The sequence below is a fragment of the Pseudaeromonas sp. HNCC25DJ180 genome, assembly GCF_055413345.1.
The window spans coordinates 120,010-145,618 of record NZ_JBVAYF010000004.1 but is presented as its reverse complement, the minus strand read 5'-3'; the positions used below and the strand labels follow the sequence as shown (position 1 = coordinate 145,618).

At 54.2% G+C, this 25,609-nt stretch carries 25 protein-coding genes, 1 tRNA gene and 2 other RNA genes; 21 read left to right on the top strand and 7 right to left on the bottom strand.

The genetic code is table 11. From position 1 onward, the window contains the following. Positions 1–48: 48 nt before the first annotated feature. Positions 49–3,147, bottom strand: a complete 3,099-nt coding sequence (gene rne, locus ACZYTD_RS05055; protein WP_463889941.1) for a ribonuclease E — start codon at positions 3,145–3,147, stop codon at positions 49–51. Positions 3,148–3,586: 439 nt separating this feature from the next. Here rne and rluC point away from each other — a divergent pair, with 439 nt between their 5' ends. Continuing rightward, positions 3,587–4,537, top strand: coding sequence for a 23S rRNA pseudouridine(955/2504/2580) synthase RluC (gene rluC / locus ACZYTD_RS05050; protein ID WP_463889939.1), 951 nt, complete (start codon positions 3,587–3,589; stop codon positions 4,535–4,537). After that, the gene (locus tag ACZYTD_RS05045) at positions 4,534–5,202 is read left to right on the top strand and encodes an HAD family hydrolase (protein ID WP_463889937.1); all 669 of its coding nucleotides are present in this window, start codon (positions 4,534–4,536) and stop codon (positions 5,200–5,202) included. Before rluC ends, ACZYTD_RS05045 begins: the two co-directional genes overlap by 4 nt. Before the next feature lie 20 nt (positions 5,203–5,222). On the opposite strand, the gene ACZYTD_RS05040 is transcribed toward ACZYTD_RS05045, so the two are convergent. Beyond that, entirely contained in the window at positions 5,223–5,816 is a 594-nt protein-coding gene (locus ACZYTD_RS05040) for a Maf family protein (protein WP_463889935.1), read from the bottom strand. Positions 5,817–5,942: 126 nt separating this feature from the next. Between ACZYTD_RS05040 and yceD the strand changes: the two genes are divergently transcribed. The 14 genes from yceD to ACZYTD_RS04970 all read left to right on the top strand — a co-directional run bounded on the left by yceD (position 5,943) and on the right by ACZYTD_RS04970 (position 16,956). Next, entirely contained in the window at positions 5,943–6,467 is a 525-nt protein-coding gene (gene yceD / locus ACZYTD_RS05035) for a 23S rRNA accumulation protein YceD (protein WP_463889933.1), read from the top strand. A gap of 16 nt (positions 6,468–6,483) precedes the next feature. Then, on the top strand, positions 6,484–6,651 hold the full coding sequence (gene rpmF, locus ACZYTD_RS05030; RefSeq protein WP_463889931.1) for a 50S ribosomal protein L32: 168 nt from the start codon (positions 6,484–6,486) through the stop codon (positions 6,649–6,651). Between the two features lie 25 nt (positions 6,652–6,676). Next, the gene (gene plsX / locus ACZYTD_RS05025; RefSeq protein WP_463889929.1) at positions 6,677–7,696 is read left to right on the top strand and encodes a phosphate acyltransferase PlsX; all 1,020 of its coding nucleotides are present in this window, start codon (positions 6,677–6,679) and stop codon (positions 7,694–7,696) included. An 8-nt stretch (positions 7,697–7,704) separates the two neighbouring features. Beyond that, the gene (locus ACZYTD_RS05020; protein ID WP_463889927.1) at positions 7,705–8,664 is read left to right on the top strand and encodes a beta-ketoacyl-ACP synthase III; all 960 of its coding nucleotides are present in this window, start codon (positions 7,705–7,707) and stop codon (positions 8,662–8,664) included. Positions 8,665–8,685: 21 nt separating this feature from the next. After that, on the top strand, positions 8,686–9,621 hold the full coding sequence (gene fabD / locus ACZYTD_RS05015) for an ACP S-malonyltransferase (protein WP_463889925.1): 936 nt from the start codon (positions 8,686–8,688) through the stop codon (positions 9,619–9,621). Positions 9,622–9,648: 27 nt separating this feature from the next. Beyond that, positions 9,649–10,383, top strand: coding sequence for a 3-oxoacyl-ACP reductase FabG (gene fabG, locus ACZYTD_RS05010; RefSeq protein WP_463889923.1), 735 nt, complete (start codon positions 9,649–9,651; stop codon positions 10,381–10,383). A 158-nt stretch (positions 10,384–10,541) separates the two neighbouring features. Beyond that, complete coding sequence (gene acpP, locus ACZYTD_RS05005; RefSeq protein WP_460884668.1) at positions 10,542–10,778, top strand: acyl carrier protein; 237 nt, start codon at positions 10,542–10,544, stop codon at positions 10,776–10,778. 81 nt (positions 10,779–10,859) lie between these two features. After that, on the top strand, positions 10,860–12,101 hold the full coding sequence (fabF, locus tag ACZYTD_RS05000) for a beta-ketoacyl-ACP synthase II (protein WP_463889921.1): 1,242 nt from the start codon (positions 10,860–10,862) through the stop codon (positions 12,099–12,101). A 66-nt stretch (positions 12,102–12,167) separates the two neighbouring features. Next, positions 12,168–12,980: an aminodeoxychorismate lyase gene (gene pabC, locus ACZYTD_RS04995; RefSeq protein WP_463889919.1), complete on the top strand. Its 813-nt coding sequence runs from the start codon at positions 12,168–12,170 to the stop codon at positions 12,978–12,980. Beyond that, the gene (mltG, locus tag ACZYTD_RS04990) at positions 12,916–13,968 is read left to right on the top strand and encodes an endolytic transglycosylase MltG (protein ID WP_463889917.1); all 1,053 of its coding nucleotides are present in this window, start codon (positions 12,916–12,918) and stop codon (positions 13,966–13,968) included. The genes pabC and mltG overlap by 65 nt, the downstream gene beginning before the upstream one ends. After that, a complete protein-coding gene (gene tmk / locus ACZYTD_RS04985; RefSeq protein ID WP_463889915.1) occupies positions 13,968–14,597 on the top strand; it encodes a dTMP kinase in 630 nt (209 codons plus the stop codon). The genes mltG and tmk overlap by 1 nt, the downstream gene beginning before the upstream one ends. Further along, positions 14,582–15,559: a DNA polymerase III subunit delta' gene (gene holB / locus ACZYTD_RS04980; RefSeq protein WP_463889913.1), complete on the top strand. Its 978-nt coding sequence runs from the start codon at positions 14,582–14,584 to the stop codon at positions 15,557–15,559. Before tmk ends, holB begins: the two co-directional genes overlap by 16 nt. Beyond that, entirely contained in the window at positions 15,546–16,325 is a 780-nt protein-coding gene (locus ACZYTD_RS04975) for a YchF/TatD family DNA exonuclease (RefSeq protein WP_463890109.1), read from the top strand. Before holB ends, ACZYTD_RS04975 begins: the two co-directional genes overlap by 14 nt. 130 nt (positions 16,326–16,455) lie before the next feature. Next, the gene (locus ACZYTD_RS04970) at positions 16,456–16,956 is read left to right on the top strand and encodes a GAF domain-containing protein (protein WP_463889911.1); all 501 of its coding nucleotides are present in this window, start codon (positions 16,456–16,458) and stop codon (positions 16,954–16,956) included. A 59-nt stretch (positions 16,957–17,015) separates the two neighbouring features. Here the strand turns inward: ACZYTD_RS04970 and dsbB are convergent, their stop codons facing one another. Then, positions 17,016–17,537, bottom strand: a complete 522-nt coding sequence (gene dsbB / locus ACZYTD_RS04965) for a disulfide bond formation protein DsbB (RefSeq protein ID WP_463889908.1) — start codon at positions 17,535–17,537, stop codon at positions 17,016–17,018. 127 nt (positions 17,538–17,664) lie between these two features. Further along, positions 17,665–18,429, bottom strand: a complete 765-nt coding sequence (locus ACZYTD_RS04960; RefSeq protein WP_463889906.1) for a DNA repair protein — start codon at positions 18,427–18,429, stop codon at positions 17,665–17,667. Between the two features lie 231 nt (positions 18,430–18,660). Here ACZYTD_RS04960 and cysB point away from each other — a divergent pair, with 231 nt between their 5' ends. Continuing rightward, positions 18,661–19,635, top strand: coding sequence for an HTH-type transcriptional regulator CysB (cysB, locus tag ACZYTD_RS04955; RefSeq protein WP_463889904.1), 975 nt, complete (start codon positions 18,661–18,663; stop codon positions 19,633–19,635). Positions 19,636–19,693: 58 nt separating this feature from the next. Here cysB and ACZYTD_RS04950 read toward each other — a convergent pair whose 3' ends face one another. Both ACZYTD_RS04950 and pabB read right to left on the bottom strand, forming a co-directional pair. Beyond that, positions 19,694–20,266 (bottom strand): CoA pyrophosphatase, encoded by a 573-nt coding sequence (locus tag ACZYTD_RS04950; protein ID WP_463889902.1) that lies wholly within the window; start codon positions 20,264–20,266, stop codon positions 19,694–19,696. Then, entirely contained in the window at positions 20,263–21,702 is a 1,440-nt protein-coding gene (pabB, locus tag ACZYTD_RS04945; RefSeq protein WP_463889900.1) for an aminodeoxychorismate synthase component I, read from the bottom strand. Before pabB ends, ACZYTD_RS04950 begins: the two co-directional genes overlap by 4 nt. 150 nt (positions 21,703–21,852) lie before the next feature. Here pabB and ACZYTD_RS04940 point away from each other — a divergent pair, with 150 nt between their 5' ends. The 4 genes from ACZYTD_RS04940 (at position 21,853) to ACZYTD_RS04925 (ending at position 24,244) form a co-directional block, all read left to right on the top strand. Further along, complete coding sequence (locus tag ACZYTD_RS04940; protein ID WP_463889898.1) at positions 21,853–23,379, top strand: fumarate hydratase; 1,527 nt, start codon at positions 21,853–21,855, stop codon at positions 23,377–23,379. 445 nt (positions 23,380–23,824) lie between these two features. Then, a tRNA-Ser gene (locus ACZYTD_RS04935) sits at positions 23,825–23,912 on the top strand. 44 nt (positions 23,913–23,956) lie between these two features. Further along, positions 23,957–24,078: non-coding RNA, RtT sRNA (locus tag ACZYTD_RS04930), on the top strand. A gap of 44 nt (positions 24,079–24,122) precedes the next feature. Beyond that, positions 24,123–24,244, top strand: a non-coding RNA gene (locus ACZYTD_RS04925) — RtT sRNA. Positions 24,245–24,628: 384 nt separating this feature from the next. Here ACZYTD_RS04925 and ACZYTD_RS04920 read toward each other — a convergent pair. Beyond that, the gene (locus ACZYTD_RS04920; RefSeq protein WP_463890107.1) at positions 24,629–25,510 is read right to left on the bottom strand and encodes a LysR family transcriptional regulator; all 882 of its coding nucleotides are present in this window, start codon (positions 25,508–25,510) and stop codon (positions 24,629–24,631) included. Positions 25,511–25,609: the final 99 nt, after the last annotated feature.

The following is a 25,609-nucleotide window of genomic DNA, read 5'->3' as shown; positions in this document are numbered from 1 at the left end:
CCATAAAAAAGGCCGTGCAATTGCACGGCCTTTTGCTTGATGAACAACTCAGTCAGCGGTTGGACGCCACGCAGGTGCCGAAGCAATACTGCGCAGATCCTTGATGCTGGCCTTACGTCCAGAGACTTGAGCCGGTTGACGCTCAAACGGCGGGTAGTCAATTGCCTGTACCGGTAACTCGGGGGCGGGCGCTGGCAGTGCCATCTCAGCCTGTGCAAAATGCACTTGGCTCAGTACACCACTGCGGTGAGCCTTACGAGGTTTCGCGGCTTCCGCTTGGGCTTGAACTACCGGCGCAACAGCTTCCATCGGCTCGGGTTGCGGTTCGATAGCGACCACAGGTTGTGCGACCGGAGTCTCAACTTGTGCCGCTATGGCAACCGCAGCCTCGGCAACTACAGCTACAGGAGCTACAGGCGTTTCAGACTCGCGCACGACTGGCTCGCTTGCTTCCACAACGACAGCGGTGGGCACAACGTTGACAGCCTCTTGCTCGACCACGTCAGTGGAGCTGGTTGCCGTCTCCGTTGGACGACGGCGAGAGCGGCGTGAACGCCCCTGCTCTGCTGACTCGCCAGCAGATTCTGCATGGCTCTCTTCCTGTTCGCTTTCGCTGGTTTGAGCATCATCGGAGTGCTCAGCGCGTGGCTGACGCTGACGGCGAGCATCTTCATTGATGCGCTTGCGGCGTTGACCATGAGACTTGGATTTCTCCGCATCTTCTGCATTGTCATTTGACATCGCAGGTTCATCAACCAGTTGCAGCTTCTCCTGGATCAGAGCCTCAACCAGGGATGTTTCTACCTGTACCACATCGGTAGTCGGCAGTTCATCACGGCTGGTCCACTCGTCTTGGGCGATCACGACCGGCTCAGTCGGGGCCTGGATGGCTTCCCCTGGTTCGGTTACACGCACTTTTTTGCGCATGTTACGACGCTCACGACGTTCGGCGACCTTTTGCTCTTTTTCCTGACGCTGCTGCAAATCGCTCTCGGTGACCACGGCCTCGGCTTCTACCGCGGCGACGGGTGTCTCACGAGGCTTGCGTTCCGGTCGTGGCTGACGAGTCCGCTCAGGGCGTTCGCTACGCTCGGTGCGTTCGCTACGCTCGGTGCGTTCGCCACGCTCGGTGCGTTCGCTACGCTCAGGGCGTTCGCTACGCTCGGTGCGTTCACCACGCTCGGTGCGTTCGCCACGCTCGGTGCGTTCGCTACGCTCGGTGCGTTCGCCACGTCCGGTACGCTCGCCACGTTCAGGGCGCTCGGTGCGTTGCCGACGAGCAGGTGAGCGCTCCTCACTCTTGATACCCTCTTCGCCGGTTTTTTCTGGCGATTCATCACGGCTGCTCTTCTCGCGACGGCTATTGTTACCACGACGATGGCTGTCTCGTTGGCTTGTCTCACGACGGCGACGGCTATCGGTGCGCTCAGCGATTTTCTTATCTGAGGTGCTTTCCGGTTGCTCATCACCACGGAACATGGCCATCAGCGACGCAAACAGGCGAGTAAACAGGCCTGGTTGCTGAGTCACTTGGGCTACGGGCGCAGGTTGGGGCGGTGCCGTGAAACCTTGTACTGCAGGCTCAACGCTGACGGTACGTGGCTCCAGCAATTTGGGTTCATAGCTATCACGCACCAGCTCGCTCTTGAGTTCGTAACTTGGCGCATCGCTAGTTTCACCAGAGCGTACACGGATCACTTCAAAGTGCGGTGTCTGCATCAGTTCATTAGGAATGATGAAGATACGAACCTGGTGACGCTGTTCCAGACGCAAGATGGCAGAGCGCTTCTCGTTGAGCAAGAAGGCGGCCACATCAACGGGCACTTGGCCGTGAACTTGATCCGTGTTGTCCTTAAGCGCTTCTTCTTCGATGAGGCGCAGGATAGCCAGGGCCAGGGACTCATTATCACGGATGGTGCCTTGACCCATACAACGGGGGCAGACATGGGTGCTGGACTCGTTGAGTGAGGGACGCAGGCGCTGGCGTGACAGCTCCAGTAGACCGAAACGGGAGATGCGGCCCAATTGAATGCGAGCCCGATCTTGACGCACCGCATCGCGCAGGCGGTTTTCCACTTCACGCTGGTGACGCACCGGGGTCATGTCGATGAAGTCGATGACGATGAGGCCACCCAAGTCACGCAGACGCAGTTGGCGCGCAATTTCATCGGCTGCTTCCAGGTTGGTCTGCAGTGCCGTCTCTTCGATGTCACCGCCCTTGGTGGCGCGTGCCGAGTTGATGTCGATAGAGGTCAGCGCCTCGGTCGGATCAATGACGATGGAGCCACCAGAGGGGAGGCGAACCTCGCGCTGGAAAGCGGATTCGATTTGGCTTTCGATCTGGAAGTGGCTGAACAGCGGGATCTCACCGTTGTACAGTTTTACCCGACTGATGAAGTCAGGACGAACCAGCTCGATATGTTGCTTGGCCCGTTCGAACACCTTGGGGTTATCGATCAGGATCTCGCCTATGTCACGACGCAGATAGTCGCGAATGGCACGCACAATGACGTTGCTCTCTTGGTGGATCAAGAAGGGAGCTGACTGTTTATCGGCGGCTGATTTGATGGTTTCCCAATGCTTGAGCAGTACATTCAAGTCCCACTCCAGCTCTTCTTTGGATTTGCCAACGCCTGCGGTACGCACTATCAGCCCCATGCCGTCCGGGACTTCCAGACCAGTTAAGGCTTCCTTGAGTTCAGTCCGCTCATCTCCTTCGATACGGCGGGAAATCCCACCGGCGCGTGGATTATTGGGCATCAGCACCAGATAACTACCTGCCAGACTAATAAAGGTAGTGAGCGCCGCACCCTTGGTGCCACGTTCTTCTTTATCAATCTGTACTATGACTTCGTGGCCTTCCTTGATCACTTCTTTGATGTTGGGGCGGCCGGAGAAGGAGTAGTTAGCGGGGAAATATTCGCGGGCAATCTCCTTTAATGGCAGAAAACCGTGGCGTTCGGCTCCGTAATCAACGAAGGCGGCTTCCAGGCTAGGTTCTACCCGAGTGATTTTACCCTTATAGATGTTAGCTTTCTTTTGCTCATGGCCTGGGCTTTCAATGTCCAAGTCATAAATGCGTTGTCCATCAACGAGGGCAACGCGCAACTCTTCTTCTTGAGTTGCGTTGATTAACATTCTTTTCATTCAGTTCTCTAATTAAAGTTTTGTGTTCTGATGTGAAATGCACTCGCCATTTGATGGATACATAAGCAGAGCCGACCTCGAGTCTGCAGCATGGTCGAGCAACCTCCCGGTTGGTCATGCATGAGGCGCACACAGGGCTATTCTTTGTATCCTTGAAACTCGACAGGCCACTATGTGACCTGGCGGGTATAGAACAATCTGGCGAAATCAGGATTTACGACAACTATCAGGCTGCCACAGGGGGCTCAACGGTGCTGTAAAAGTAATGCATGAACACAACATCCTTGACCCACTGTCTTCGGTCGAGCCTGATCCAACCCGTTTACCAGGCGGTTGGTTGCTGAAAATCGCTCGGCATTATTTCATTTTAACTGTCTGTATAGCAAGGTAGCGTTTTGGCTTTGCGACAAAGCTCGCCATCTGATGTAGAATTGTCGCCATGAATACATCAAATCCACAAGTGCGACTGCTGGTAATCGATGCTGAGCAGCAAGGGCAGCGCATAGATAATTTTCTTAAGACTCAGCTAAAGGGTGTGCCAAAGAGCCTGATTTACCGGATCTTGCGCAAAGGGGAAGTGCGGGTAAATAAAAAACGCATCAAGCCTGAGTATAAGTTGGTGGCAGGTGATGAGGTGCGGGTACCGCCTGTGCGGGTGGCTGAAGAGAATGAGTTGCCATCGCCGAAACTCTCGAGCATCCAGGCGCTAGAGTCCATGATCCTGTTTGAGGATGAGGTGCTGATCGTGCTGAATAAGCCGGCTGGCATGGCGGTTCATGGCGGCAGTGGCCTTAGCTTCGGGGTAATTGAAGGTTTGCGGGCGCTGCGTCCCGACGCTCGTTTTCTGGAGCTGGTTCATCGCCTGGATCGGGATACTTCGGGTTGTCTCTTGATTGCCAAGAAGCGTAGCGCCCTGAAGAGCCTGCATGAACAACTACGGCTGAAGACCATGCGCAAGCAGTATTCGGCTCTGGTGCGCGGTCAGTGGCAGGCTCATGTCAAGGTGGTGAATGCGCCATTGCTCAAGAATGTGTTGCAATCGGGTGAACGAATAGTGCGCGTCAATTCCGAAGGTAAACCCTCGGAGACACGTTTCCATATTCTCAAACGCTATGCCGATGCGACTCTGGTCGAGGCCAGCCCCATTACCGGTCGAACTCACCAGATCCGGGTGCATACGCTTCATGCTGGTCATCCGATTGCCTGTGATGATAAGTACGGTGAACCGCAATTTGATGCATTGATGCGCGAGCTGGGCCTGCAGCGCCTGTTTCTGCATGCTAGCCGTCTCACCTTCCAGCATCCCGTTGATCATCGTGAGCTGACAATGGAAGCCCCGCTGGATCCCCACCTGCAACAAGTGCTGAACCGGTTGGATGCCCAATCATGAGTGGAGCTTACCGCCTGGTCATCTTTGACTGGGATGGTACCTTGATGGACTCGGTGGGGCGAATCGTCTCCTGCATGCAAAAATCGGCATTGGATTGCTCCTTGCCGATCCCCTCGACTGAGCAGGTTAAGGAGATCATCGGTTTGAGCTTGCGGGAAGCTATGCCTCGCTTGTTTGCAGATGTCACGGATGCACAGGTAGAGGCGTTGATCGTTCGCTATCGGGAGCACTACCTTTTTTTGGATGAGACGCCAACGCCCCTCTTTCCTGGGGTAGCGGAGGTGATCGCCCGCTTGCATGCCCAGGGTTTTATCCTGGCCGTGGCCACCGGCAAGGCCAGGGCAGGTCTGGATCGGGTTCTGCAAGAGACGGGGTTGGCCTCCTTCTTCCATGCTTCACGTGGGGCTGATGAGGCGCGCTCCAAACCGGACCCTTTGATGCTGGAGCAGTTGCTGGCAGAGTTGGAGATCCCCCTACATCAGGCTGTGATGGTGGGGGATTCAATCCATGATATGGCCATGGCCAAGCAGTTGGGCATGGCCCGTATCGGCATCAGCTGGGGTGTGCATTCAGCTGAGCGGCTTGAGATCTATCAACCCCAGGCCGTGATCGCGAGCTTGGATCTGCTGCCGACACTGCTAGCGTCAGGCCTGTCACACGGCTAGCCAGGCACGCTGTGCTGTGGCTATGGTTGTAAGGGTAACGTCACTCCCCATAACGCTAACATATCGATCAGGGCCATTAGCGGCAAGCCGATCAGGCTGTTGGGATCCCGTCCTTCAAAGGCGGTAAACAGTGTGATGCCCAACCCTTCACTCTTGAAACTGCCCGCACAATCCAGAGGTTGCTCCAACTGCAGGTAGTGTTTGATCATCTCATCGCTTAACTGACGAAAATGGACCCGATAGGGTTCGACTATGAGTTGCCTCTTGCCATTGGCTGCATCCAGCAGACAGAGTCCGGTATAAAAGGTGATGGCTTGCCCAGAGGCCTGGCGTAACTGCGCAAAAGCCGCCTCAATGGTGCCCGGCTTGCCTAGGATCTGCTGATTGATCACACACACCTGATCAGATCCGATGATCCAACCCTGATCATGGCTACTGGCCACGGCTTGGGCTTTTTCAGTAGCCAAGCGGGCCACCAGTTGCTCGGGTGTCTCCCCGGGGCGGGTGCTTTCGTCAATGTCGGGAGCTGCTGTGGTAAAGGGGAGGCCTAGTTTGTGTAGCAGAGCCTGGCGGTATTGGGAGCTGGAGGCCAGTATCAAGGGAGCCGGGAGCATGGAAGTGCCTTTCACATCGGATGGAGGGCTGATCATAATCACCAAGCCAAGATTATTCACTGAGTTTTCAGGCTTTATGGATTTTCCTTTGACTATATCTGACCATGGCTATATCATGCGCGCCTTATGGAAAAGGTGAAGTTGCCCATTAAGATTGATCCAGTTCGCTGTGCCGTGAAACGCCTTGATTATGAAGGGTTCGTTGAACGCGCTCAGCTTGAGCGGCTGGCTGAATCTGTAGTCGATGTTCAAGGTGATATCGAAGCTAAATTGTCCTTTGGTACTGATGCCCAAGGTTTGACGGTTGTTGAGGGTACTGCCCATGCCCATGTCAAACTTGAGTGCCAACGGTGCGGTGACCCTTTCGATTATCATTGCGACGTTGAGTTCATATACACTCCTCTCTCTCCCAAGATAGAGGAGGATGAGCTGCCGGATGTTTATGAGCCCATTGAGTTGGATGAAAACGGCGAAATTAATCTTCACCAACTGCTAGAGGATGAATTAATCCTCAACTTGCCCATAGTACCCATGCACGCCGAGCATGAGTGCAGGCGGGCAGGCATGCAGATGAGTTGGGGTGAGATTGCGCCTGCTGATGAACGTCCGAACCCGTTTGCAGCTCTGAACAATTTGAAACACAGTAAATGAATTAGGAGTAAGGTCAATGGCCGTACAACAGAACCGAAAAACCCGATCCAGACGTGGTATGCGTCGTTCACACGATGCACTCACTGCTACTGCTCTGACCGTGGATCAGACTTCTGGTGAAATTCACCGTCGTCACCATGTAACTGCAGACGGTTTCTACCGTGGTAAGAAGGTTATTGCTTAATTTAATTATTAAGTAAGGATACTTTTTGTCTTTTCTAACCATAGCGTTAGATTTGATGGGGGGCGACCACGGTCCCTCTGAAACAGTGCCTGCCGCCGCGCAGGCACTGTCGCTTTTGCCGCATTTAAAATTACTCTTGGTTGCCGATCAACCGAGCGTATTGTCATATCTACAGCTTTATGCGTTAGATTCACATCCCCGTGTTGAACTGATCCAGGCTTCCCAAGTGGTGTCCATGTCAGACCAACCTGCTTTTGCTTTGCGTCATCTCAAAGACTCCTCCATGTATGTGGCCATTGAGTTGGTCAAGCAGGGGCGTGCTCAGGCGTGTGTCAGCGCCGGGAACACCGGGGCTCTGATGGCGATTGCTCACCGGGTGCTGAAGTGCATCGTTGGTATCGAAAGGCCTGCGCTGATGACTTGCGTCCCTACCATGCGGGGACAGCGATCCGTGTTTCTGGATTTGGGTGCCAATGTTAATTGTGGCCCAGATAATCTTTGGCAATTTGCGGTGATGGGGCGTGTCGTTGCCGAAGTGGTGCTAGGCATTGCCAACCCGACCATAGCGTTGCTGAATGTGGGGGCTGAGGCCAACAAGGGGAATGAACAGGTCAAACAGGCCGCCGAGTTGATCACCAAAACGCCTGAGCTCAACTATATCGGCTACATAGAGGGCGATGCGCTCTTTTCCGGCGTGGCCGATGTGATTGTATGTGATGGTTTTGTGGGGAATATTGCACTCAAGACCGCAGAAGGGATGGTACGGTTACTCTCCGAGGCGAGCCATCAACAACTCAGTGGTATGGCCGGGTGGCTTCAATCGCTGTTGACTCGTTTTTTCAAGCGTCGCTTATCCCACCTGAACCCCGACCAGTATAATGGGGCAAGTCTGTTAGGATTGCGCGGCATCGTTATCAAAAGTCATGGGCGTGCCGAGAGGCATGCTTTCTCCAATGCCGTTTTGCAAGCTGTGGTAGAGGTTGAACGCCAGTTACCTCTGCGTATAGCCGAACGGCTTGAGTCAGTACTATTAGACAGGCGCTAGTCGAACCTATGTTTAGTAAAATTCTTGGTACGGGCAGTTATGTGCCCGCAATGGTTCGCACCAATGCTGATCTTGAGCGTATGGTCGAAACCAGTGATGAGTGGATTGTTGAGCGTACCGGTATAAAAGAGCGCCGTATTGCTGGTGACCATGAAACAGTGGCAACAATGGCCCATGAAGCTGCCAAACAGGCACTCGAGGCTTCTGGGATCTCGGCTGCTGAACTGGACATGATAGTGTTGGCCACCACCAGCGCAGAGAATGCGTTCCCTGCCGCCGCTTGTGAACTGCAGGCCCTGCTGGGCTGCGGTAAAATTCCTGCCTTTGATCTTTCTGCGGCCTGTGCCGGTTTTAGTTATGCCTTGAGCGTGGCGGATCAGTTTATCCGTGGTGGCATGGTTAAACGGGTTCTGGTGGTCGGTGCGGATGTCTTGTCGCGGACCTGTGATCCGACTGATCGCGGCACCATCATCATCTTTGGGGATGGCGCGGGTGCTGTGGTGTTGGAGCAATCTAGCGAACCGGGGATTCTGTCGACCCACCTGCATGCCGATGGTCGCTACGGTGAGCTGCTCAAGTTGCCCCACGCCAAGCGCGGTGACGTCCCTGATGACTTCTCTCCCTACATGTATATGAAGGGCAATGATGTATTCAAGGTGGCCGTGACGCAGTTAAGCGAGATTGTCACAGAGACCCTGGCGGCCAATGGCATTGATAAGTCAGAGCTTGACTGGTTGGTGCCCCATCAGGCCAATTACCGGATCATCAGTGCCACGGCCAAGAAGCTGGGCATGTCGATGGATCAGGTGATCCTGACATTAGACAAACATGGTAATACCTCGGCAGCCTCGGTTCCCCTGGCGTTGGATGTGGGCGTGCGCTCCGGGCGTATTCAACGGGGCCAGCTCATCCTGCTGGAAGCGTTTGGTGGTGGTTTTGCCTGGGGCTCGGCCCTGATCCGTTTCTAAATTCACAGGACAATGATGAAGATGACAAAGTTCGCGATCGCATTTCCCGGTCAAGGTTCACAAAGTGTTGGTATGTTGGCCGAGATGGCCGCTGAGTATCCGGTGATCAAAGCCACCTTTGCAGAAGCTAGTCAGGTTCTCGGTTACGATCTGTTCCAATTGGTCATGGATGGGCCAGCGGAAGAGTTGAACAAGACCTGGCGTACCCAGCCTGCGCTGCTGACCAGCTCAGTTGCTCTGTGGCGTGTTTGGCAAGAGTTGGGTGGTGCACAACCTGAAGTCATGGCCGGTCATAGCCTGGGTGAATACTCTGCTCTGGTATGTGCTGGTGCCTTGGCTTTTAGCGATGCCGTGAAGTTGGTTGAGTTGCGTGGTTTAGCCATGCAGGAAGCCGTGCCGGAAGGGGTGGGCGCCATGTCGGCCATCATTGGCTTGGACAATGATCTTATCGCTGAAAACTGTCGTCAGGCTGCGCAAGGGCAGGTGGTTTCTCCTGTCAATTTCAACTCGCCTGGTCAGGTGGTCATTGCCGGCCATAAAGAGGCGGTGGAGCGAGCTAATGTGCTGATGAAAGAGTCAGGTGCCAAGCGGGCGTTGCCCCTGCCGGTAAGCGTGCCTTCCCATTGTGCTCTGATGCAGCCTGCTGCTGATAAGCTGGCACTGGCGCTTGCTGAGATCGAAATACAGCAACCGCTGATCCCGGTGATTAACAACGTGGACGTGACGGCGGAAACCGATCCGGCCAAGATCAAGAGTGCTATGGTGCGTCAGCTATTCAGCCCGGTTCGTTGGACCGAGACGGTTGAATCCATGGCCAATGTTGGTGTGGAACTTGCGGTCGAAATGGGCCCGGGTAAGGTGTTGAGCGGACTGGCCAAGCGTATTGATAAGCGCGTTGAAGGCGTGGCCGCCAATGATCCGGCATCGATGCAAGATGTGCTGGCCAAACTGCAATAACAGACCGTTTCTCTTAAAGGAAAGATCATGAGTTTCAATGATAAAGTTGTACTGGTTTCCGGGGCGAGTCGTGGGATTGGCCGTGCCATCGCCGAGGCCTTTGTAGCTAAGGGAGCCAAGGTGGTGGGGACGGCTACCAGCCAAAGTGGTGCAGAGGCTATCTCGGCTTATCTTGGCGATGCCGGTTGTGGTTTGGTGTTGAATGTAACTAGCCCTGAATCAATCGAATCTCTTTTTGCTGCGATCAAAGAGAAGTTTGGTGAGGTCGATATTCTCATCAATAATGCCGGTATTACGCGGGATAACCTGCTGATGCGCATGAAAGACGATGAGTGGCAGGATATTATTGATACCAACCTGACCTCTTTGTATCGTCTGAGCAAGCCGGTGCTGCGTGCCATGATGAAAAAACGCTATGGCCGCATCATCAATATCGGCTCCGTGGTGGGCACCATGGGCAATGCGGGTCAGACCAATTATGCGGCCGCCAAAGCCGGTTTAATTGGTTTTACCAAGTCGCTGGCTCGTGAAGTCGCATCACGTGGCATCACGGTGAACGCCGTCGCTCCTGGCTTTATCGAAACGGATATGACCCAGGCTCTGACAGAAGAGCAGCGAGGTGGCATCCTGAGTCAGGTGCCAGCCAATCGACTGGGAGATCCGAAAGAGATCGCTGCGGCCGTGTTATTTCTAGCTTCTGATGAAGCCGCTTATGTGACAGGTGAGACGTTACATGTCAATGGCGGCATGTATATGGTCTAGTCAGCAGGACAAATAGTGGTCATATTTATGCAGTTTTTTAGGCGATGGATGTCTAAAATCCTGGTTTGACCACGCCTAACAGTCTTGCAAACTATGAACAATCGAATAAACTACTGCAACGACACGCAATTGCGTATTTCTAAAGGAAAAATCAGGTCATGAGCAATATCGAAGAACGCGTTAAGAAAATCATCATCGAGCAACTGGGCGTCAAGGAAGAAGACGTTAAGTCAGAAGCTTCTTTTGTCGATGATCTGGGCGCTGACTCTCTGGATACCGTTGAGCTGGTAATGGCGCTGGAAGAAGAGTTCGACACTGAAATTCCTGATGAAGAAGCAGAAAAGATCACCACAGTTCAAGCTGCTATCGATTACATCAATTCCAATCAGGATTAATCTCCTGGTCTACAAGAGCGGCTAGAGGCCGCTCTTGTTTCTTTTGCATCTTTTTTAATTTTACCTCGCGGAGGCAATCCTGTGTCAAAACGCAGAGTTGTGGTGACCGGTCTGGGTATGCTTTCACCTGTTGGTAATTCTGCTGAAATCTCCTGGCAGGCATTGCTGCAAGGCCAGAGTGGAATCACCAACATCGAGCACTTTGATACGACTGAATTTCCAACCAAGTTTGCTGGTTTGGTAAAAGAGTTCGATCCTGAGCAGTTCGGTATTTCTCGCAAAGACGCCCGTAAGATGGATTTATTCATCCAGTATGGCGTGGCGGCAGGTCTTCAAGCGCTGGACGATTCTGGACTTGAGATCACAGAACAAAATGCCCCCCGTGTTGGCGTGGCAGTGGGTTCCGGTATTGGTGGTCTGGGGCTGATTGAGCAGAATCATTTCAGTTTGATCGCTGGCGGACCGCGTAAGCTCAGTCCCTTTTTCGTGCCTTCGACCATCATCAACATGGCCTCGGGGCATATTTCCATCATGAAAGGGTTGCGTGGGCCGAATATCGCGGTCACTACGGCCTGTACCACGGGTACCCATGCCATTGGCTTCGCCGCTCGGATGATCGCCTACGGCGATGCCGATGTGATGGTGTGTGGTGGTACGGAAAAAGCGTCCACGCCTATGGGCATGGGTGGTTTTGCCGCCGCTAAGGCTCTCTCCACGCGCAACGATGAACCGCAAAAGGCCAGTCGTCCTTGGGACAAGGATCGCGATGGTTTTGTGCTGGGGGATGGCGCGGGTGTGTTGGTGCTGGAAGAGTACGAACATGCCAAGGCGCGTGGTGCCAGGATTTATGCCGAGTTTGTTGGCTTTGGTATGAGTGCTGATGCTAACCATATGACTGCACCACCAGAAGATGGTTCAGGCGCGGCCTTGGCCATGCATAATGCTATCTTGGATGCAGGCCTGACTCCTGAGCAGATTGGCTACGTGAATGCTCATGGCACGTCGACTCCGCTGGGTGATTTGGCTGAGTTGCGCGCCATGAAACGCACTTTCGGTGAGCATGCCAACAAGTTGATGATTAGCTCCACCAAATCTATGACCGGCCACCTGTTGGGTGCGGCGGGTGCGATTGAGGCTATCATTACCATATTGGCGTTGCGAGATCAGATTGCTCCTCCGACCATCAATCTGGACAATCCAGACGATGAGTGCGATCTGGATCTGGTACCGAATGTTCCCAGAAAAGCCGAGTTTGAGTATGCACTCTCCAACTCTTTTGGCTTCGGTGGTACAAACGGCTCCTTGATTTTCAAGCGCGTCTAACTCTGGTAGCAAATGGTAAGGGCCTGGTACTCTGTATCAGGCCCTTTTTTATGGGAAATATTAGCTATGTGGCTCGTCAATGGCCAGCCAAGTGACAGTGTCTCGGTGCAGGATCGAGGATTGACGCTTGGCGATGGTTTCTTTACTACGATCCAATTGCGCCATGGTCGTCCTTTGCTGTGGCGGTTACATGCCCAGCGTTTGCAGGATTCAGCTGAGCGACTGCGGATGCCAGCCCCAGACATTGACTCCATTTATACCCGATTACAGCAATTAGCTTCGCATGGCCCGGCAGAGGCTTGCGGTAAGGTCATACTGACGCGAGGCCAGGGTGCTCGAGGATATGGCATTGACGGCTGTGGCCAGCCAACGGAAATAGTCAGTGTGCATGGCTATCCATCACATTACCGTCAGTGGCAACATAACGGCATCTGTTTGGGTGTTTGCCAAGGTCGATTGGGGAGCTCATCACTCCTGGCTGGGCTCAAGAGCCTCAATCGTCTGGAGCAAGTATTGCTCAAAGCCGAGTTGGAGGCACGAGGTTTACCCGAAGCTGTGGTGCTGGATGGTGGGGGCGCTGTGGTGGAATGTGTAACGGCAAATTTATTTTGGTGCCGAGATTCCGTAGTATACACGCCTACACTGGAGTGCTCGGGCGTTGCTGGCGTCATGCGAGCCTGGGTGCTGGCACAGCTCAGTCAGCTAGGGCTGGATTGCCATGTGGTTTCGGCACCCTTGAGTGAGCTGCTGAGCGCCGATGCCGTTTTTATTACTAATGCCTTGATGGAAGTGGTCCCTGTTTGTGGAATTGAAAATGTTATCTACACCAATCATAGCCTGGCGCGACGGTTGCAAACGCTGTTTGCTCAAGCGGCCTAAGCTTTATCTGAGTTTGCTGCTGAGTGTTGCCATACTGGGTAGTGGGCTATTTTGGGGTCACTATCAACTGACGCGTCTGGACGAAATGGTGCTGCAGGGGCCGACTCGGCTGTTTACTGTGAAAAAGGGGATGTTGGCCAAGCAGTTAGTGCAAGAGTTGGCGGTAAAGCCGGTTTCGCCCTTCTGGACCACTCTCTGGCTCAAGTTGCATCCTGAGTTGGCTCAGGTGCGGATGGGCACCTACAAGCTGGAGTCTGGCTGGTTGGTCAGTCATGCGCTATTGCTGTTTAATAGCGGCAAAGAGGTCTTGTTTTCGGTCACGCTGGTTGAGGGGGGGCGCATTGAGGATTTTATCCGTACCCTGCAGCAGACGCCCTATGTTGAAAGCACCCTGGACGAGGATGATGCCGACGACGTGCGCAGCGAGTTAGCGCTTGAGCTGGATAATCTCGAGGGGCTGTTTTTAGCAGAGACGTATGCCTATACGGCGGGGACCCGGGATATCGATATCTTGCGGCGTGCCAAAGATCATATGGATAAATATCTGGCTCATAGCTGGGCCTCTCGCAGTAAGGGATTGCCGTACAAGAGCCCGTACGAGGCGCTTATCATGGCCTCCATCATAGAGAAGGAGACGGGGAAGGCTGGTGAGCGACCACTCATTGCCTCGGTCTTTCTCAATCGACTGCGTAAGGGGATGCGCTTACAGACAGATCCCACCGTCATTTATGGCATCAAGGATCGCTATGACGGCAACATTCGCAAGGCAGATCTGCAGGATGATAACCCCTATAACACTTATCTGATTGAGGGGTTACCGCCGACGCCGATTGCCATGCCGAGCAAGGCCGCGATCCAGGCGGCCCTGCACCCAGCCACATCGCCCTACTACTATTTTGTGGCTAAGGGGGGGGGTGAACACTATTTTTCTAAAACCCTGGATGAACACAATCGTGCTGTTCATCGCTACCTATTGAGTCGCTCCTGATGGCTGGAAAATTTATCGTGATCGAAGGTCTGGAGGGGGCGGGGAAGAGTTCTGCTGTCAGACACGTTGAAGAGTGGCTACACAGCCAGGGCATTGAGCGTATTGAACTGACCCGTGAGCCGGGAGGCACACCTTTAGCCGAGCGCATGCGGGCTATCGTTAAGGAAGTTCATGAAGAGCCTTTGACCATACAGGCTGAACTGTTGCTCATGTATGCCGCACGGGTACAGCTGGTCGAAACACGTATCAAGCCAGCTCTCGCCCAGGGACACTGGGTGATTGGGGATCGCCATGATCTCTCCTCTCAAGCCTATCAGGGGGGCGGGCGCGGCATCGATGCGCGATTGATCCAGCAGATCAAAAGCGCCGTTCTCGGTAGTTTTGCCCCCGATCTCACCCTCTATCTGGACATAGATCCTGAGTTAGGTTTGGCCCGAGCCCGAGCCCGCGGCGAACTGGATCGTATTGAACAGGAAAAACTGGAGTTCTTCATCCGTACCCGCCAGCGCTATCTGGAACTGGCGCGTCAAGATCCGCAGATCAGGGTCATTGATGCCAGCCAATCGGAGGCTGAGGTGGCTAATGCGATTATTCAGGCTCTAGAGCTCAGCTTATGTACCCCTGGTTAACCGAATACTGGCAAACCTGGTTAGCCGCTTTTGGTGAAGGGCGATTGGCCCATGCTTGGCTTATCAGCGGTCCAGCTGGCTTGGGAAAGTTGGCATTGGCCCAAGCCATGGCGCGGACTCTCCTGTGCCAGCAGCCGGGAGCAGATGGCGCCTGTGGCTTTTGCCATGCTTGTGAGCTGATAGCGCATGGTAACCACCCCGACTTGCAGTTGGTAGGGCAAATCGATGAGAAGAGTATCGGCGTCGATGCCATTCGTGCCGTGATCGCCCAGCTCAATGGTAGTGCGCAGCTGGCTGGAGGCAAGGTGGTGATCTTGGCCCGAGCCGAAGCCATGACTGAGGCGGCGGCAAATGCCTTGCTAAAAACCTTGGAAGAGCCCGCCGGTCGATCCATGCTGGTATTGCTGTCCGATCACCCCAATCGTTTGTTACCAACCATTCTCAGCCGTTGCCAGAAGATGGCAATCCGCATTCCTGAGCCACAATCCCTGCTGGGGTGGTTGCATCAGCAAGAGGAGGGGCGGCAAGCGAGTGTGTTGCATCTACGCTTGAACCAATATGCTCCCCTGCAGACATTAGCCTATTTACGCAATGGCTTGGAGGTAAAACGACACGCCCTACTGGCTGCCCTGCTCCAAGCGCTAATCCAGCCTAGTCGCCTAAGTAGCCTAGTGACACAAATTGTTGCCACTTCGCCCCATGCCCTTCATTGGCTGCACTATCTGTTGCTGGATGCACTCAAGGCGCAGAGCGGTTGCAGGACGGAGCAGTGGACCATGAGTGATGCCGCGGCGTGTGTTGAGCGGCTTGGTAATTACTCGACAGAACATCTATTGCGCGCCTTGTCGTCGTTACAGACGCTGATTTCTCCTGCCGAGGGTATGGTCACGGCCATACCCAGCCTTCACATCACGCAGTGGTGTAATTCTCTTATTACCGAGGAGCCTGATTTTGCTCGTTGATTCACATTGTCACCTTGACCGACTCGATTACCAGACCAAACATGCCCATATCGCCGATGCGGTGGCGAAGGCCACGGCGCGCGGGGTATCCCATTTACTCTGTGTCTCGGTCACCCTGGAGCAGTTTCCAGGTATGTTGGAGAAGATCACGCCTTTTCCACAAGTCTTTGCCTCCTGCGGTGTGCATCCATTGGATCAGGAGAGCCGCTGGAGCGAAGAGCAATTGCGGGCTCTGGCCGTGCACCCGCGGGTAGTGGCGATCGGTGAGACAGGCTTGGATTATTTTTATCACCCAGAGCATAAAGCAATACAGCAGCAGGCCTTTCGCACACATATTCAGGTGGCGCGTGAGCTGAATAAGCCCCTGATCATCCACACCCGGGATGCCCGGCAGGATACGTTGGCTATCTTGCGTGAAGAGGGGGCGGATGCCGTTGGTGGGGTTCTGCACTGTTTCACCGAGGATTGGGCCATGGCCGAGGCGGCGATGGAGCTGGGCTTTTATATCTCCATCTCGGGCATAGTGACCTTCCGCAATGCCGATCAATTAAGGGATATTACTCGTCGTCTCCCGCTTGAGCGGCTGCTACTGGAAACCGATGCCCCCTATCTGGCGCCGGTTCCCCATCGAGGCCAAGAGAATGAGCCTGCCTATGTGCGGGATGTGGCTGAATATGTGGCTTGGCTGCGAAATTGCTCGGTTGAGGAGATAGCCCAGAGCACCTCGGAAAACTTCTTCAAACTTTTTGCCTTGGCGCGATCCTGAGCTTGGCTGGACTTGGTGGTGTTTGGTGAACTGTGAGCTCAAATGCTTGTGGCATTGCGGATTGTTCCGCTAGCGGTCTACAAAATTAACTAGACTGTAATGGTTATCTCCATTTTGAGTGTTCATCTCTATGCAAAAACCCGAGATCCCCATGGAGGAGCCGCAACGTCTGATGGCGTTGCATGAGTTGGGGGTGCTTGATACCGAGCCCTGTGAGCGATTTGATCGGATCACGCGGCTGGCGGCCAGGCTTTTTCATGTGCCTATTGTGCTGGTCAGTTTGGTCGATGAGCATAGACAATGGTTCAAGTCGTGTTTGGGGTTGGATGTCACCGAGACGCCACGCGATGCGTCATTTTGTGCCCATGCCATATTGAGTGAGCAGATGCTGGTAGTGGAGGATGCGCTAACGGATGTGCGCTTTGCCGATAATCCTTTGGTGCTGGTTGAGCCTAAGATCCGTTTCTATGCGGGTCAGCCATTGCATGGGCGGGACGGATTGCGGATCGGTACGCTCTGTCTCATCGATGTGTTGCCCCGGTCGTTTTCTGCCCAAGAGCGTTCTTTATTGCAAGACCTGACTCGGATGATCGAGCATGAGCTGAGTTTACTGGGTGATAAAGCAAACTGATCAGCGTAAGCCATAACCAGACCACCCGGGAGATGCCAGGTGGCATGGTATGGGTGTGCTTATTCGCAGCAGCGTCCCTTGGCCAGATTACCCACTATCACGGCTAACGCTATGATGAGATAGACGGCAAAGAACAATACCAGCCACTGCGGCATCTCCCAACCTAGGAGTGACCATTGGCGTTCGGCACAGTCGCCAGTCGGGTTAAATAGCCAAGGGATCCATCGATCCAACGGCAACCATGACGGGAACTCAGCAAAGGGCGAGCAGGTGTTGAAGGGGGAGGGATTGAGCTGGATATCGACATGGCGCAATGTGAGGCGTAAACCTTCAAAGGCAGAACCCGCCCATAAGAGTAGTGCTGGCCAGCGCAGCCACAGTTTCTTGGGGTTCACCAAGGCAAGCAGCGCGGCAGCCATGATCCCGAAGATGGCAATGCGCTCATAGATACACATCACACAGGGGTTTAGGCCCATCACATGCTGGAAGAAGAGCCCACAAAACTCGAAAAACAGGGTGGAAGCCAGTAGCAACAACCAAGCGGTGCGCTGTTGGGTAATCAATCGAATGAAGGCAATCATGAGAGCCTCGTGCCAGGATAAAGAGGCTCTCGATTAAAAGATAAAAACAGCGAAAAGGGAAGGGGAAACAATGTGATGGCAGGCAAAAGGCTCAATGCTGCGAACAGGCGCTAGGCTCCTTATCGGGTTACCATTTCCGCTTCGGCTGAAATAGCACATCCAGATCGTCTTTTTTCTCTTTCATCTCATCCAGCTCTTTCTGATTGGCTTGCTCCTGAGCATCGGCCATTTCACGCAGTCGCATGCGCATGTCCTCTTCTCGGGTGATGAGCCAAGCATCCTTGTCATGGATTGCGGCCAGCGTGGTGACGCCCTTGGTCAGCATCTGTTTTGCCGAACCAAACTGGCGCTGGATTTGGGCATCCATAGCCCGTTGTATCAGGTTGGATATGTTGATCTTCAGTAACAACAATTCCAAACGGCGATCTTCACTGCCGAAAGCCTGTGGATCTATTTTACCCTTGTTATGCTCGATACGAACCACAGCCCGGATCTTTTTCACCAACTGCAGCATCTGCAGTGCCTGACGGTCACTATCGGGCGTGCGAAAGGCACTCTCTTCGTTATTGGAATAGTGCTCTTGCACATAGTTAATCTGAGCCGTGACATCCTGGATGCGTTGGCGTACCGAGTTCAGATTAGGGCTAACATGCAGGATCGCCTTGAGGGCATCCAGAATGCGGTTTTGCAGCAACAACACCAAGGTCTTGGTGTAGGGGAGACGATTGGCATTCAACAGCAGTTCATCAGACTCATCGATGAGCTGTTTTTGCTTGGACATGGTGTAGCGGCGATCCGATTCCTGCTTCTGCTTGTACTGCTGCACTATGTTGTAGGTAATGACCAGAAACAGAAGTGCACCGATAGACAGTAGCACCAGGGTTAAAATCATAGTGGCCTCAATTTCCTGTCGGTGAATACGGTTCTAATACGCTCTGGTTACTATAACACCTCCCTCTAATTGTAACGAAGGGGAGAGGTCGCAGAATTTACAAACGAACCAGCTTTGTCGCTCCGGGACGGTTTTTGTCAGCGTCGACCATCTAGTATATCGACTCTGAGATGCAGATTATTAAGTAATCTTTGTTACTATTATCACAAGGCTCTCTTATTCTGGAATGCTATGAAACTGCAGCAACTGCGTTATATCGTCGAAGTGGCCAACCACAGCCTGAATGTCTCTGCCACTGCTGAGAGCCTCTACACCTCGCAACCCGGGATCAGCAAGCAGGTGCGCATGTTGGAGGATGAGCTTGGCGTGCAGATCTTTGAGCGCAGTGGTAAGCATCTGACTCAGGTTACTCCGGCAGGGCGGGATATATTGAAGATATCCCAAGAGATCCTGGCCAAGGTTGAAAGTATTCGCTCGGTGGCCGGGCAATATACCAATCCAGATGAGGGCACCTTGAATATCTCCACGACCCATACCCAGGCCCGGTATGCGTTGCCAGGGGTGATCCGCTCCTTCATCAAGCGCTATCCCAAGGTGTCATTACACATGCATCAGGGCTCGCCAGCCCAACTGAGTGAATCAGTGGCTAAAGGCACCACGGATTTTGCCATTGCCACCGAGGCACTGCATCTTTATCAGGATTTGGTAATGCTGCCCTGCTACCACTGGACTCGTAGCATGCTGGTGCCTAAAGGGCATCCACTGACCGAGTTGGAGCATGTCGGTATTGCCGAACTGGCCCAATATCCCTTAGTCACCTATACATTCGGTTTTACGGGTCGTTCCGAGCTGGACTCCGCATTCAGTCGCGCTGGCTATGAACCGCGCATTGTATTCACCGCAACCGATGCCGATGTGATCAAGACTTATGTTCGCTTGGGGCTTGGGGTCGGAGTTATTGCCAGCATGGCTATTGATCCGGAGACGGATCAGGATTTAGTGGAAATTGACGGTAGCCATCTGTTTCAGTTTAGTACCACCAAGATCTGTTTCCGACGGGGCATATTCTTACGCAGCTACATGTATGACTTCATGGAGTTGTTTGCGGCACACCTGACTCGAGACGTGGTGGACAAGGCGCTGGCCTTGAAAACGCCTTATGAGGTGGAGCAGTTGTTTGACAATATTAAGCTGCCGGTTCGCTAGTCACAACAGAGCATCAAGGTTGCACACTAGCGAGATGGCTGAGCGGGGGTAGCCAGAGCTAGTCGGCAAGCTGGCCTGCTAAATCGTACAAGATACGTGCCGTTGCCCCCCAGATGAGGTGCTGCTGTAGCGAGCAGCCCACTACCATCTGGGTTTGTCCGCCTCGGATCAGGGGCCAGTGTCCGTAGTTTTGTCTCTCCAGCAGAGGTTGGAGTGGTAGCTCAAAGGCTTCTGCCACCTCCTCGCGGGTCAACTGCAGTCGATAGTCCGGCACCAGCGTGGCCACGAAGGGGGTAATGATAAAGCCGCTTACGGTATGGTACTCGGGCAAGTGGCCCCACACCTGGATGTCATGGCTGGCTATGCCTAACTCCTCCTGGGTTTCACGCAGTGCCGTCTGTCGTAAGGAACCATCCTCCGCATCATATTTGCCACCAGGAAAACAGATCTGCCCGGCATGGTGCCTCAGGTGCAGGCTGCGACGGGTCAGCAGTACAAACAACTCTTGCTGGCGCTCGATAAGTGGGATCAATACGGCGGCAGGCTGATAGGTTTGAGCCGCGGAGTGACGGGCACTGGCTACCTGTGGGGATAGCAAGAAGCGGCTGCGTAGTGCCTTGGCTGTGTTCACTCGGCCATTCCTGTGGCTATCGATCCCTCTAGCGCCCCATACTGGGTGAGTACAGGCAGTATCTTGCCCAGCTTGTGGAAGGTTTCTGCATACTCGTCATCAACTTGAGAATCGGCTACCAGACCTCCTCCGGCCCAGACATAGAGTTCACCCTGTTCGGCAACGAGGGTGCGAATGGTGATGCTGGTGTCCATGCGTCCACTCTGGCTGAGATAACCTATGCTGCCGCAATAGGCACTGCGGCGTTGGGGCTCTAACTCCTCAATGATCTCCATGGCGCGGATCTTGGGCGCACCTGTAATGGATCCCCCTGGAAAGCAGGCGCGCAGCAAGTCGGTAGCACTGTAGGTTGGATCTAACCCCCCTGTGACGGTGGAAACCAGATGATGCACAGCGGGGAAAGACTCCACGGCAAACAGGCTCGGCACCTGTACACTCCCTGGGCGGCAGACGCGCCCTAAATCATTGCGCAACAGATCCACTATCATCAGATTCTCAGCTCTATCCTTATCCGCTTGCTGTAGCTCGTGGATTGCGGCTTCATCGGCCTGATGATCCGTATGGCGGGGACGCGTGCCCTTGATCGGTTTGGTTGACACCTCACCCTGCTCGAGGGCTAAGAATCGTTCGGGTGAGAGACTGAGTATGCTGGCTTGGGGTAAGCGCAGGAAGGCAGAAAAAGGGGCCTGATTTTCCGCGCTTAGACGGCAATAGGCCTGCCAGGTATCCCCGCGATAGGGGGCCTGAAAACGTTGGGTCAGGTTAATTTGGTAGCAATCGCCAGATAATAGGTAGGCTTGGACTCGGGCAAAGCGCTGGCGATAACCGGCCTCATCCATGTTGGCGTGCCAGGGGCCGGTCAGTGAAAACGGCTCCGGTGTCGTGGGCGCGGCAGTCATGGTTTGCCACCATGCCATGCGCTTGGCCAGATGCTCGGCACTGCCCCTGACCACCAGATGAGCCTGTTGCAACTGCCTGTCTAACACCCAGCCCCAGTCATAGATCCCCATGGCCAGATCGGGAACTGTCAGATCAGCTTCAGCCTGCTGGGGAAGTTGTTCAAAACGTCGGCCCAGATCATAGCCCAAGAGTCCCATGGCTCCGCCGGTGAAGGGGAGTAGGCCCTCATAGTGCGGGGTTAGAGGCCCAAGTAGGCGGGTCTGGAGCTGTTCCAACAGCCACAGAGGGTCGGCTTCGCTTTCACGGTTTGTTCCCCCCTCATGAATGCTGGTTCGAGAGCCATGGGTTTCCAGAGTGGCGAGGGGATCGGCGCACAGTATGTGGTAACGGCTGTCGATATGCTCCGCGCTAGCTGACTCCAGCAGCATGGCCCAGGGCTGGTGGGCAATAGTGGCGAAGAGTTGGCGGCCGGCACTGTCAGGTGCAAGTTGCAGCTCGGCAAAGGTGAAGGTTTTGATGGTCACTGGGGTCGGCATTATATAATCCAAACAACAGATTAAGTCGTGCAAATGGCGCTGGCTTGACGTGCAGCGTATCATAAGCGGACAAGAGACAGGAGTGTTCTACTCGGTAGGGCGGTCGGCCGCCTAGCAAGCCCCTCCCGTGAGGCCATAAAAGAGGATGTTATGAGCGTGATTAAGCAGCAGGATTTCATCGATTCTATCTTCGATGCACTGCAATTTATTTCCTATTACCACCCGCTTGATTTCGTACAGGCGATGAGTGCGGCCTATGAGCGTGAAGCGAGCCCTGCGGCTAAAGATGCCATCGCCCAGATCCTGATCAACTCACGGATGGCTGCCGAAGGCCACCGTCCGCTGTGCCAAGATACCGGCATAGTGACCTGTTTTGTTAAAATTGGCATGCAAGTGCAGTGGGAAAGTACCCTGACTGTTCAGGAGATGGTGGATGAGGGGACGCGCCGAGCCTATACCTATCCAGATAATCCGCTGCGACTCTCAGTGCTGGCCGATCCAGCAGGCAAACGACTCAATACCCGTGATAATACCCCGGCTGTGGTGCATATCGAGCTGGTTGCAGGTGACAAGGTTGAGGTTTTGATCGCCGCTAAGGGCGGCGGGTCAGAGAACAAGTCAAAACTGGTGATGCTTAATCCGTCTGATTCTGTCGTCGATTGGGTTCTGGATACCGTCTCGAAACTGGGTGCGGGTTGGTGTCCGCCCGGCATGTTGGGGATTGGTATTGGCGGGACAGTGGAAAAAGCGGTGCTGATGGCCAAAGAGTCTCTGATGGAAGATATTGATATTCAGGATCTTATTGCTCGCGGTCCGAGTTGCAAGGAAGAGGAGCTCAGGATCGAGCTCTACCACAAGATCAATCAGCTCGGGATCGGGGCTCAAGGATTGGGCGGTGTGACTACAGTGCTGGATGTAAAAATCAAATCTGCACCCACTCACGCTGTTTCCCTACCGGTTGCTATCATCCCCAATTGCGCGGCCACCCGTCACATCCACTTTACCCTAGATGGCTCGGGGCCTGCCGAGTTGCTGCCGCCAAGTCTGGATGCCTGGCCGCAGATCAGCTGGGAGGGGGGGAAGACGGCACGGCGTGTCGACCTGGATGGCATCACCAAAGAGGAGATCTCGACCTGGAAGGTTGGTGAAACTCTGCTTATCTCCGGTACCATATTGACCGGACGTGATGCGGCCCATAAGCGGATACAGGATCTACTGGCCGCCGGTGAGCCTCTGCCAGAGGGGGTGGATTTTCGCGGCAAATTTATTTACTACGTGGGCCCCGTTGATCCGGTGCGAGATGAGGTGGTTGGTCCCGCAGGCCCGACCACCTCGACGCGCATGGATAAATTCAGCGAAACTATGCTCGGTGAAGCGGGTCTGTTTGGCATGATTGGCAAATCCGAACGTGGCCCCACGGCCATTACTGCTATCAAGAAGCACAATGCGGCCTATCTGATGGCGGTGGGAGGCGCGGCGTATCTGGTCTCCAAAGCCATCAAGAAGGCGCGCAAGGTGGCGTTTGAAGATCTGGGCATGGAGGCCATCTACGAGTTCGAGGTGGTCGATATGCCCGTGACTGTGGCGGTAGATAGTCAGGGTCACAATATCCATGAGATCGGCCCCGCCCATTGGAAAGCCATACTGCAGCCGCTTGAGGTCAAAACCATAGAGTGACGCTGAACAAGGGAGGCTTAGTGCCTCCCTTGTTGCATAAATAGACAAACGCATTATTTGATCCAAAATTTATATTGTAATCATAGAGCTGTTTCCCTATTATCCCGCCCGTCGTCAGGCAAACCTGATGGACAAGGCGATGAATTCGCGCCTTAAACAAGAGTTCAAAAAACGGTGAGGTGTCCGAGTGGCTGTCCAGTCTGCGAAGCAGACGATAAGAAGAGCACGCATGGCGTGCGACGCAGCTACCAAGCACAGCACTGGAAAACAGGTGATGAATTCACGCCTTAAACAAGAGTTCAAAAAAACGGTGAGGTGTCCGAGTGGCTGTCCAGTCTGCGAAGCAGACGATAAGAAGAGCACGCAAAGCGTGCGACGCAGCCACCAAGCTCAGTACTGGAAAACAGGTGATGAACTCACGCCTTAAACAAGAGTTCAAAAAAACGGTGAGGTGTCCGAGTGGCTGAAGGAGCACGCCTGGAAAGTGTGTATACGGCAACGTATCGAGGGTTCGAATCCCTCCCTCACCGCCATCTTGAAAGAAGAGCTGCAGTAATGCGGCTCTTTTTGTCTGTGCAATTTCTTGCAAGAGGGAGGGTGAGAAGCCTCGTAGGTTCGAGCCGAGCGCAGCGAGACAACATCGCGTAGCGATGGCCCCGAAGGGGGGCGCGCCAGCGCATAATCCCTCCCTCACCGCCATCTTGAAAGAAGAGCTGCAGCAATGCGGCTCTTTTTGTATTCGCAATTTCCCGCAAGAGGGCGGGTGAGAAGTCTCGTGGGTTCGAGCCGAGCGCAGCGAGACAACGTCGCGTAGCGATGGCCCCGCAGGGGGGCGCGTCAGCGCATCATCCCTCCCTCGTCGCCATCTAATTTACGAATCAACCCTATGAATATCATAGGGTTTTTTGTATCTAGAATATGCAGATCGGCCAGTGTCACATGAAGGTGTCTCACTATGCCGAGCTATATGCTGAAAAACCGTAATGGCAACGACTATACCCGCATCATCTTTCCTCTCATCTTGAAGCAATCTGGCTGTCCTGCCGAGGGCCAAATTTCGCTGCAAACCAAGGAATACTCCCTTGCAAGTATGCGAAATCTGCTTGTTGCGCATCGTTTGAAATCCCTAATTGCAACACTCGCTACTCGCCTAAAGAGGACAGTGTCACCAACCGATGGATTAAGGCCCTTACTGGAGTCAGAACTGGCGCAGATTCGTCTTGGTCCTGAGGCGAGTCAGCCCCTACGCCTACGCCTGCGACAGCTGAGCACGCAACCGCACAGCCAGGAGATCGACGAAGGTGCGGATCTTGGCTGATGAGAGCCGCCCTTCGCGGTGCAGTATGTGGACTGGCAGTGCGGGATTCTCGAATTGGCCGAGGACTCTCTGTAGCTTGCCGGTCGCCAGGGCGTCGGCGACCTGATAGGAGAGCAGGCGAGTGATGCCAAGCCCGGCGATTGCCGCTGCGGCTGCCGAGTCGTTGTCGCTGACACTCAGCTGCGGCTTGAACTTGACGCTGTGGGGCGCCCCGTTCAGGGTGAAGCGGAATTCGTTAGTAGGGGTCAGCCCTCGCGCCACAATGATGCGATGGTTTACCAGATCGCCGGGCGTGGTTGGTGTGCCGTGCTTCACCAGATAGTCCGGTGATGCAAAGAGCTCCCGACGAACCTCTCCAACCCGCAGCGCCCGGTAGGAGGAATCGGGCAGTTCGCCGATGCGCACGGCCACATCTACCCCCTCTTCCAGCATGTTCACCACCCGGTCGACGAACAGTGCATTAACCTCAACCTCCGGATACTGTTGCAGATAGTCGATGATGCTCGGTATCACATGGAGACGACCAAAGAGGACCGATGCGGTGAGGGTGAGCTGGCCGCGAGGTTCGGCGTTGATGCCCAGAACAGCGTCATCGGCCTCATTGGCGAGGTTAATAACGTGGCGGGCGTCTTCGAAGTACTTCTGACCAGCATCGGTCATTCTGACGTGGCGAGTGGTGCGGTTTAGCAGCTTGACGCCGAGGCGTTCCTCCAGGGCGGCAATGGCTCTGGTCACCGCCGGTGGTGACAGCTGCAGCCGGCGCGCTGCGCTGGCGAATCCTCCGGCTTCGACCACGGCAACGTAGACACTCATCAAATGCAATCGGTCCATCAATAATTCCACCAAGTGAAATAGTTAATTGGATTTTGCATGCATTCTTTGTTTTAGCGAAATGGAAAATACTGTATCTGC

Coding starts and splice junctions, on each gene's coding strand:
- rne (WP_463889941.1), bottom strand. CDS start 3,147: ATGAAAAGAATGTTAATCAACGCAACTCAAGAAGAAGAGTTGCGCGTT.
- rluC (WP_463889939.1), top strand. CDS start 3,587: ATGAATACATCAAATCCACAAGTGCGACTGCTGGTAATCGATGCTGAG.
- ACZYTD_RS05045 (WP_463889937.1), top strand. CDS start 4,534: ATGAGTGGAGCTTACCGCCTGGTCATCTTTGACTGGGATGGTACCTTG.
- ACZYTD_RS05040 (WP_463889935.1), bottom strand. CDS start 5,816: ATGCTCCCGGCTCCCTTGATACTGGCCTCCAGCTCCCAATACCGCCAG.
- yceD (WP_463889933.1), top strand. CDS start 5,943: ATGGAAAAGGTGAAGTTGCCCATTAAGATTGATCCAGTTCGCTGTGCC.
- rpmF (WP_463889931.1), top strand. CDS start 6,484: ATGGCCGTACAACAGAACCGAAAAACCCGATCCAGACGTGGTATGCGT.
- ACZYTD_RS05020 (WP_463889927.1), top strand. CDS start 7,705: ATGTTTAGTAAAATTCTTGGTACGGGCAGTTATGTGCCCGCAATGGTT.
- fabD (WP_463889925.1), top strand. CDS start 8,686: ATGACAAAGTTCGCGATCGCATTTCCCGGTCAAGGTTCACAAAGTGTT.
- fabG (WP_463889923.1), top strand. CDS start 9,649: ATGAGTTTCAATGATAAAGTTGTACTGGTTTCCGGGGCGAGTCGTGGG.
- acpP (WP_460884668.1), top strand. CDS start 10,542: ATGAGCAATATCGAAGAACGCGTTAAGAAAATCATCATCGAGCAACTG.
- pabC (WP_463889919.1), top strand. CDS start 12,168: ATGTGGCTCGTCAATGGCCAGCCAAGTGACAGTGTCTCGGTGCAGGAT.
- mltG (WP_463889917.1), top strand. CDS start 12,916: ATGTTATCTACACCAATCATAGCCTGGCGCGACGGTTGCAAACGCTGT.
- tmk (WP_463889915.1), top strand. CDS start 13,968: ATGGCTGGAAAATTTATCGTGATCGAAGGTCTGGAGGGGGCGGGGAAG.
- holB (WP_463889913.1), top strand. CDS start 14,582: ATGTACCCCTGGTTAACCGAATACTGGCAAACCTGGTTAGCCGCTTTT.
- ACZYTD_RS04970 (WP_463889911.1), top strand. CDS start 16,456: ATGCAAAAACCCGAGATCCCCATGGAGGAGCCGCAACGTCTGATGGCG.
- dsbB (WP_463889908.1), bottom strand. CDS start 17,537: ATGATTGCCTTCATTCGATTGATTACCCAACAGCGCACCGCTTGGTTG.
- ACZYTD_RS04960 (WP_463889906.1), bottom strand. CDS start 18,429: ATGATTTTAACCCTGGTGCTACTGTCTATCGGTGCACTTCTGTTTCTG.
- cysB (WP_463889904.1), top strand. CDS start 18,661: ATGAAACTGCAGCAACTGCGTTATATCGTCGAAGTGGCCAACCACAGC.
- pabB (WP_463889900.1), bottom strand. CDS start 21,702: ATGCCGACCCCAGTGACCATCAAAACCTTCACCTTTGCCGAGCTGCAA.
- ACZYTD_RS04940 (WP_463889898.1), top strand. CDS start 21,853: ATGAGCGTGATTAAGCAGCAGGATTTCATCGATTCTATCTTCGATGCA.
- ACZYTD_RS04920 (WP_463890107.1), bottom strand. CDS start 25,510: ATGAGTGTCTACGTTGCCGTGGTCGAAGCCGGAGGATTCGCCAGCGCA.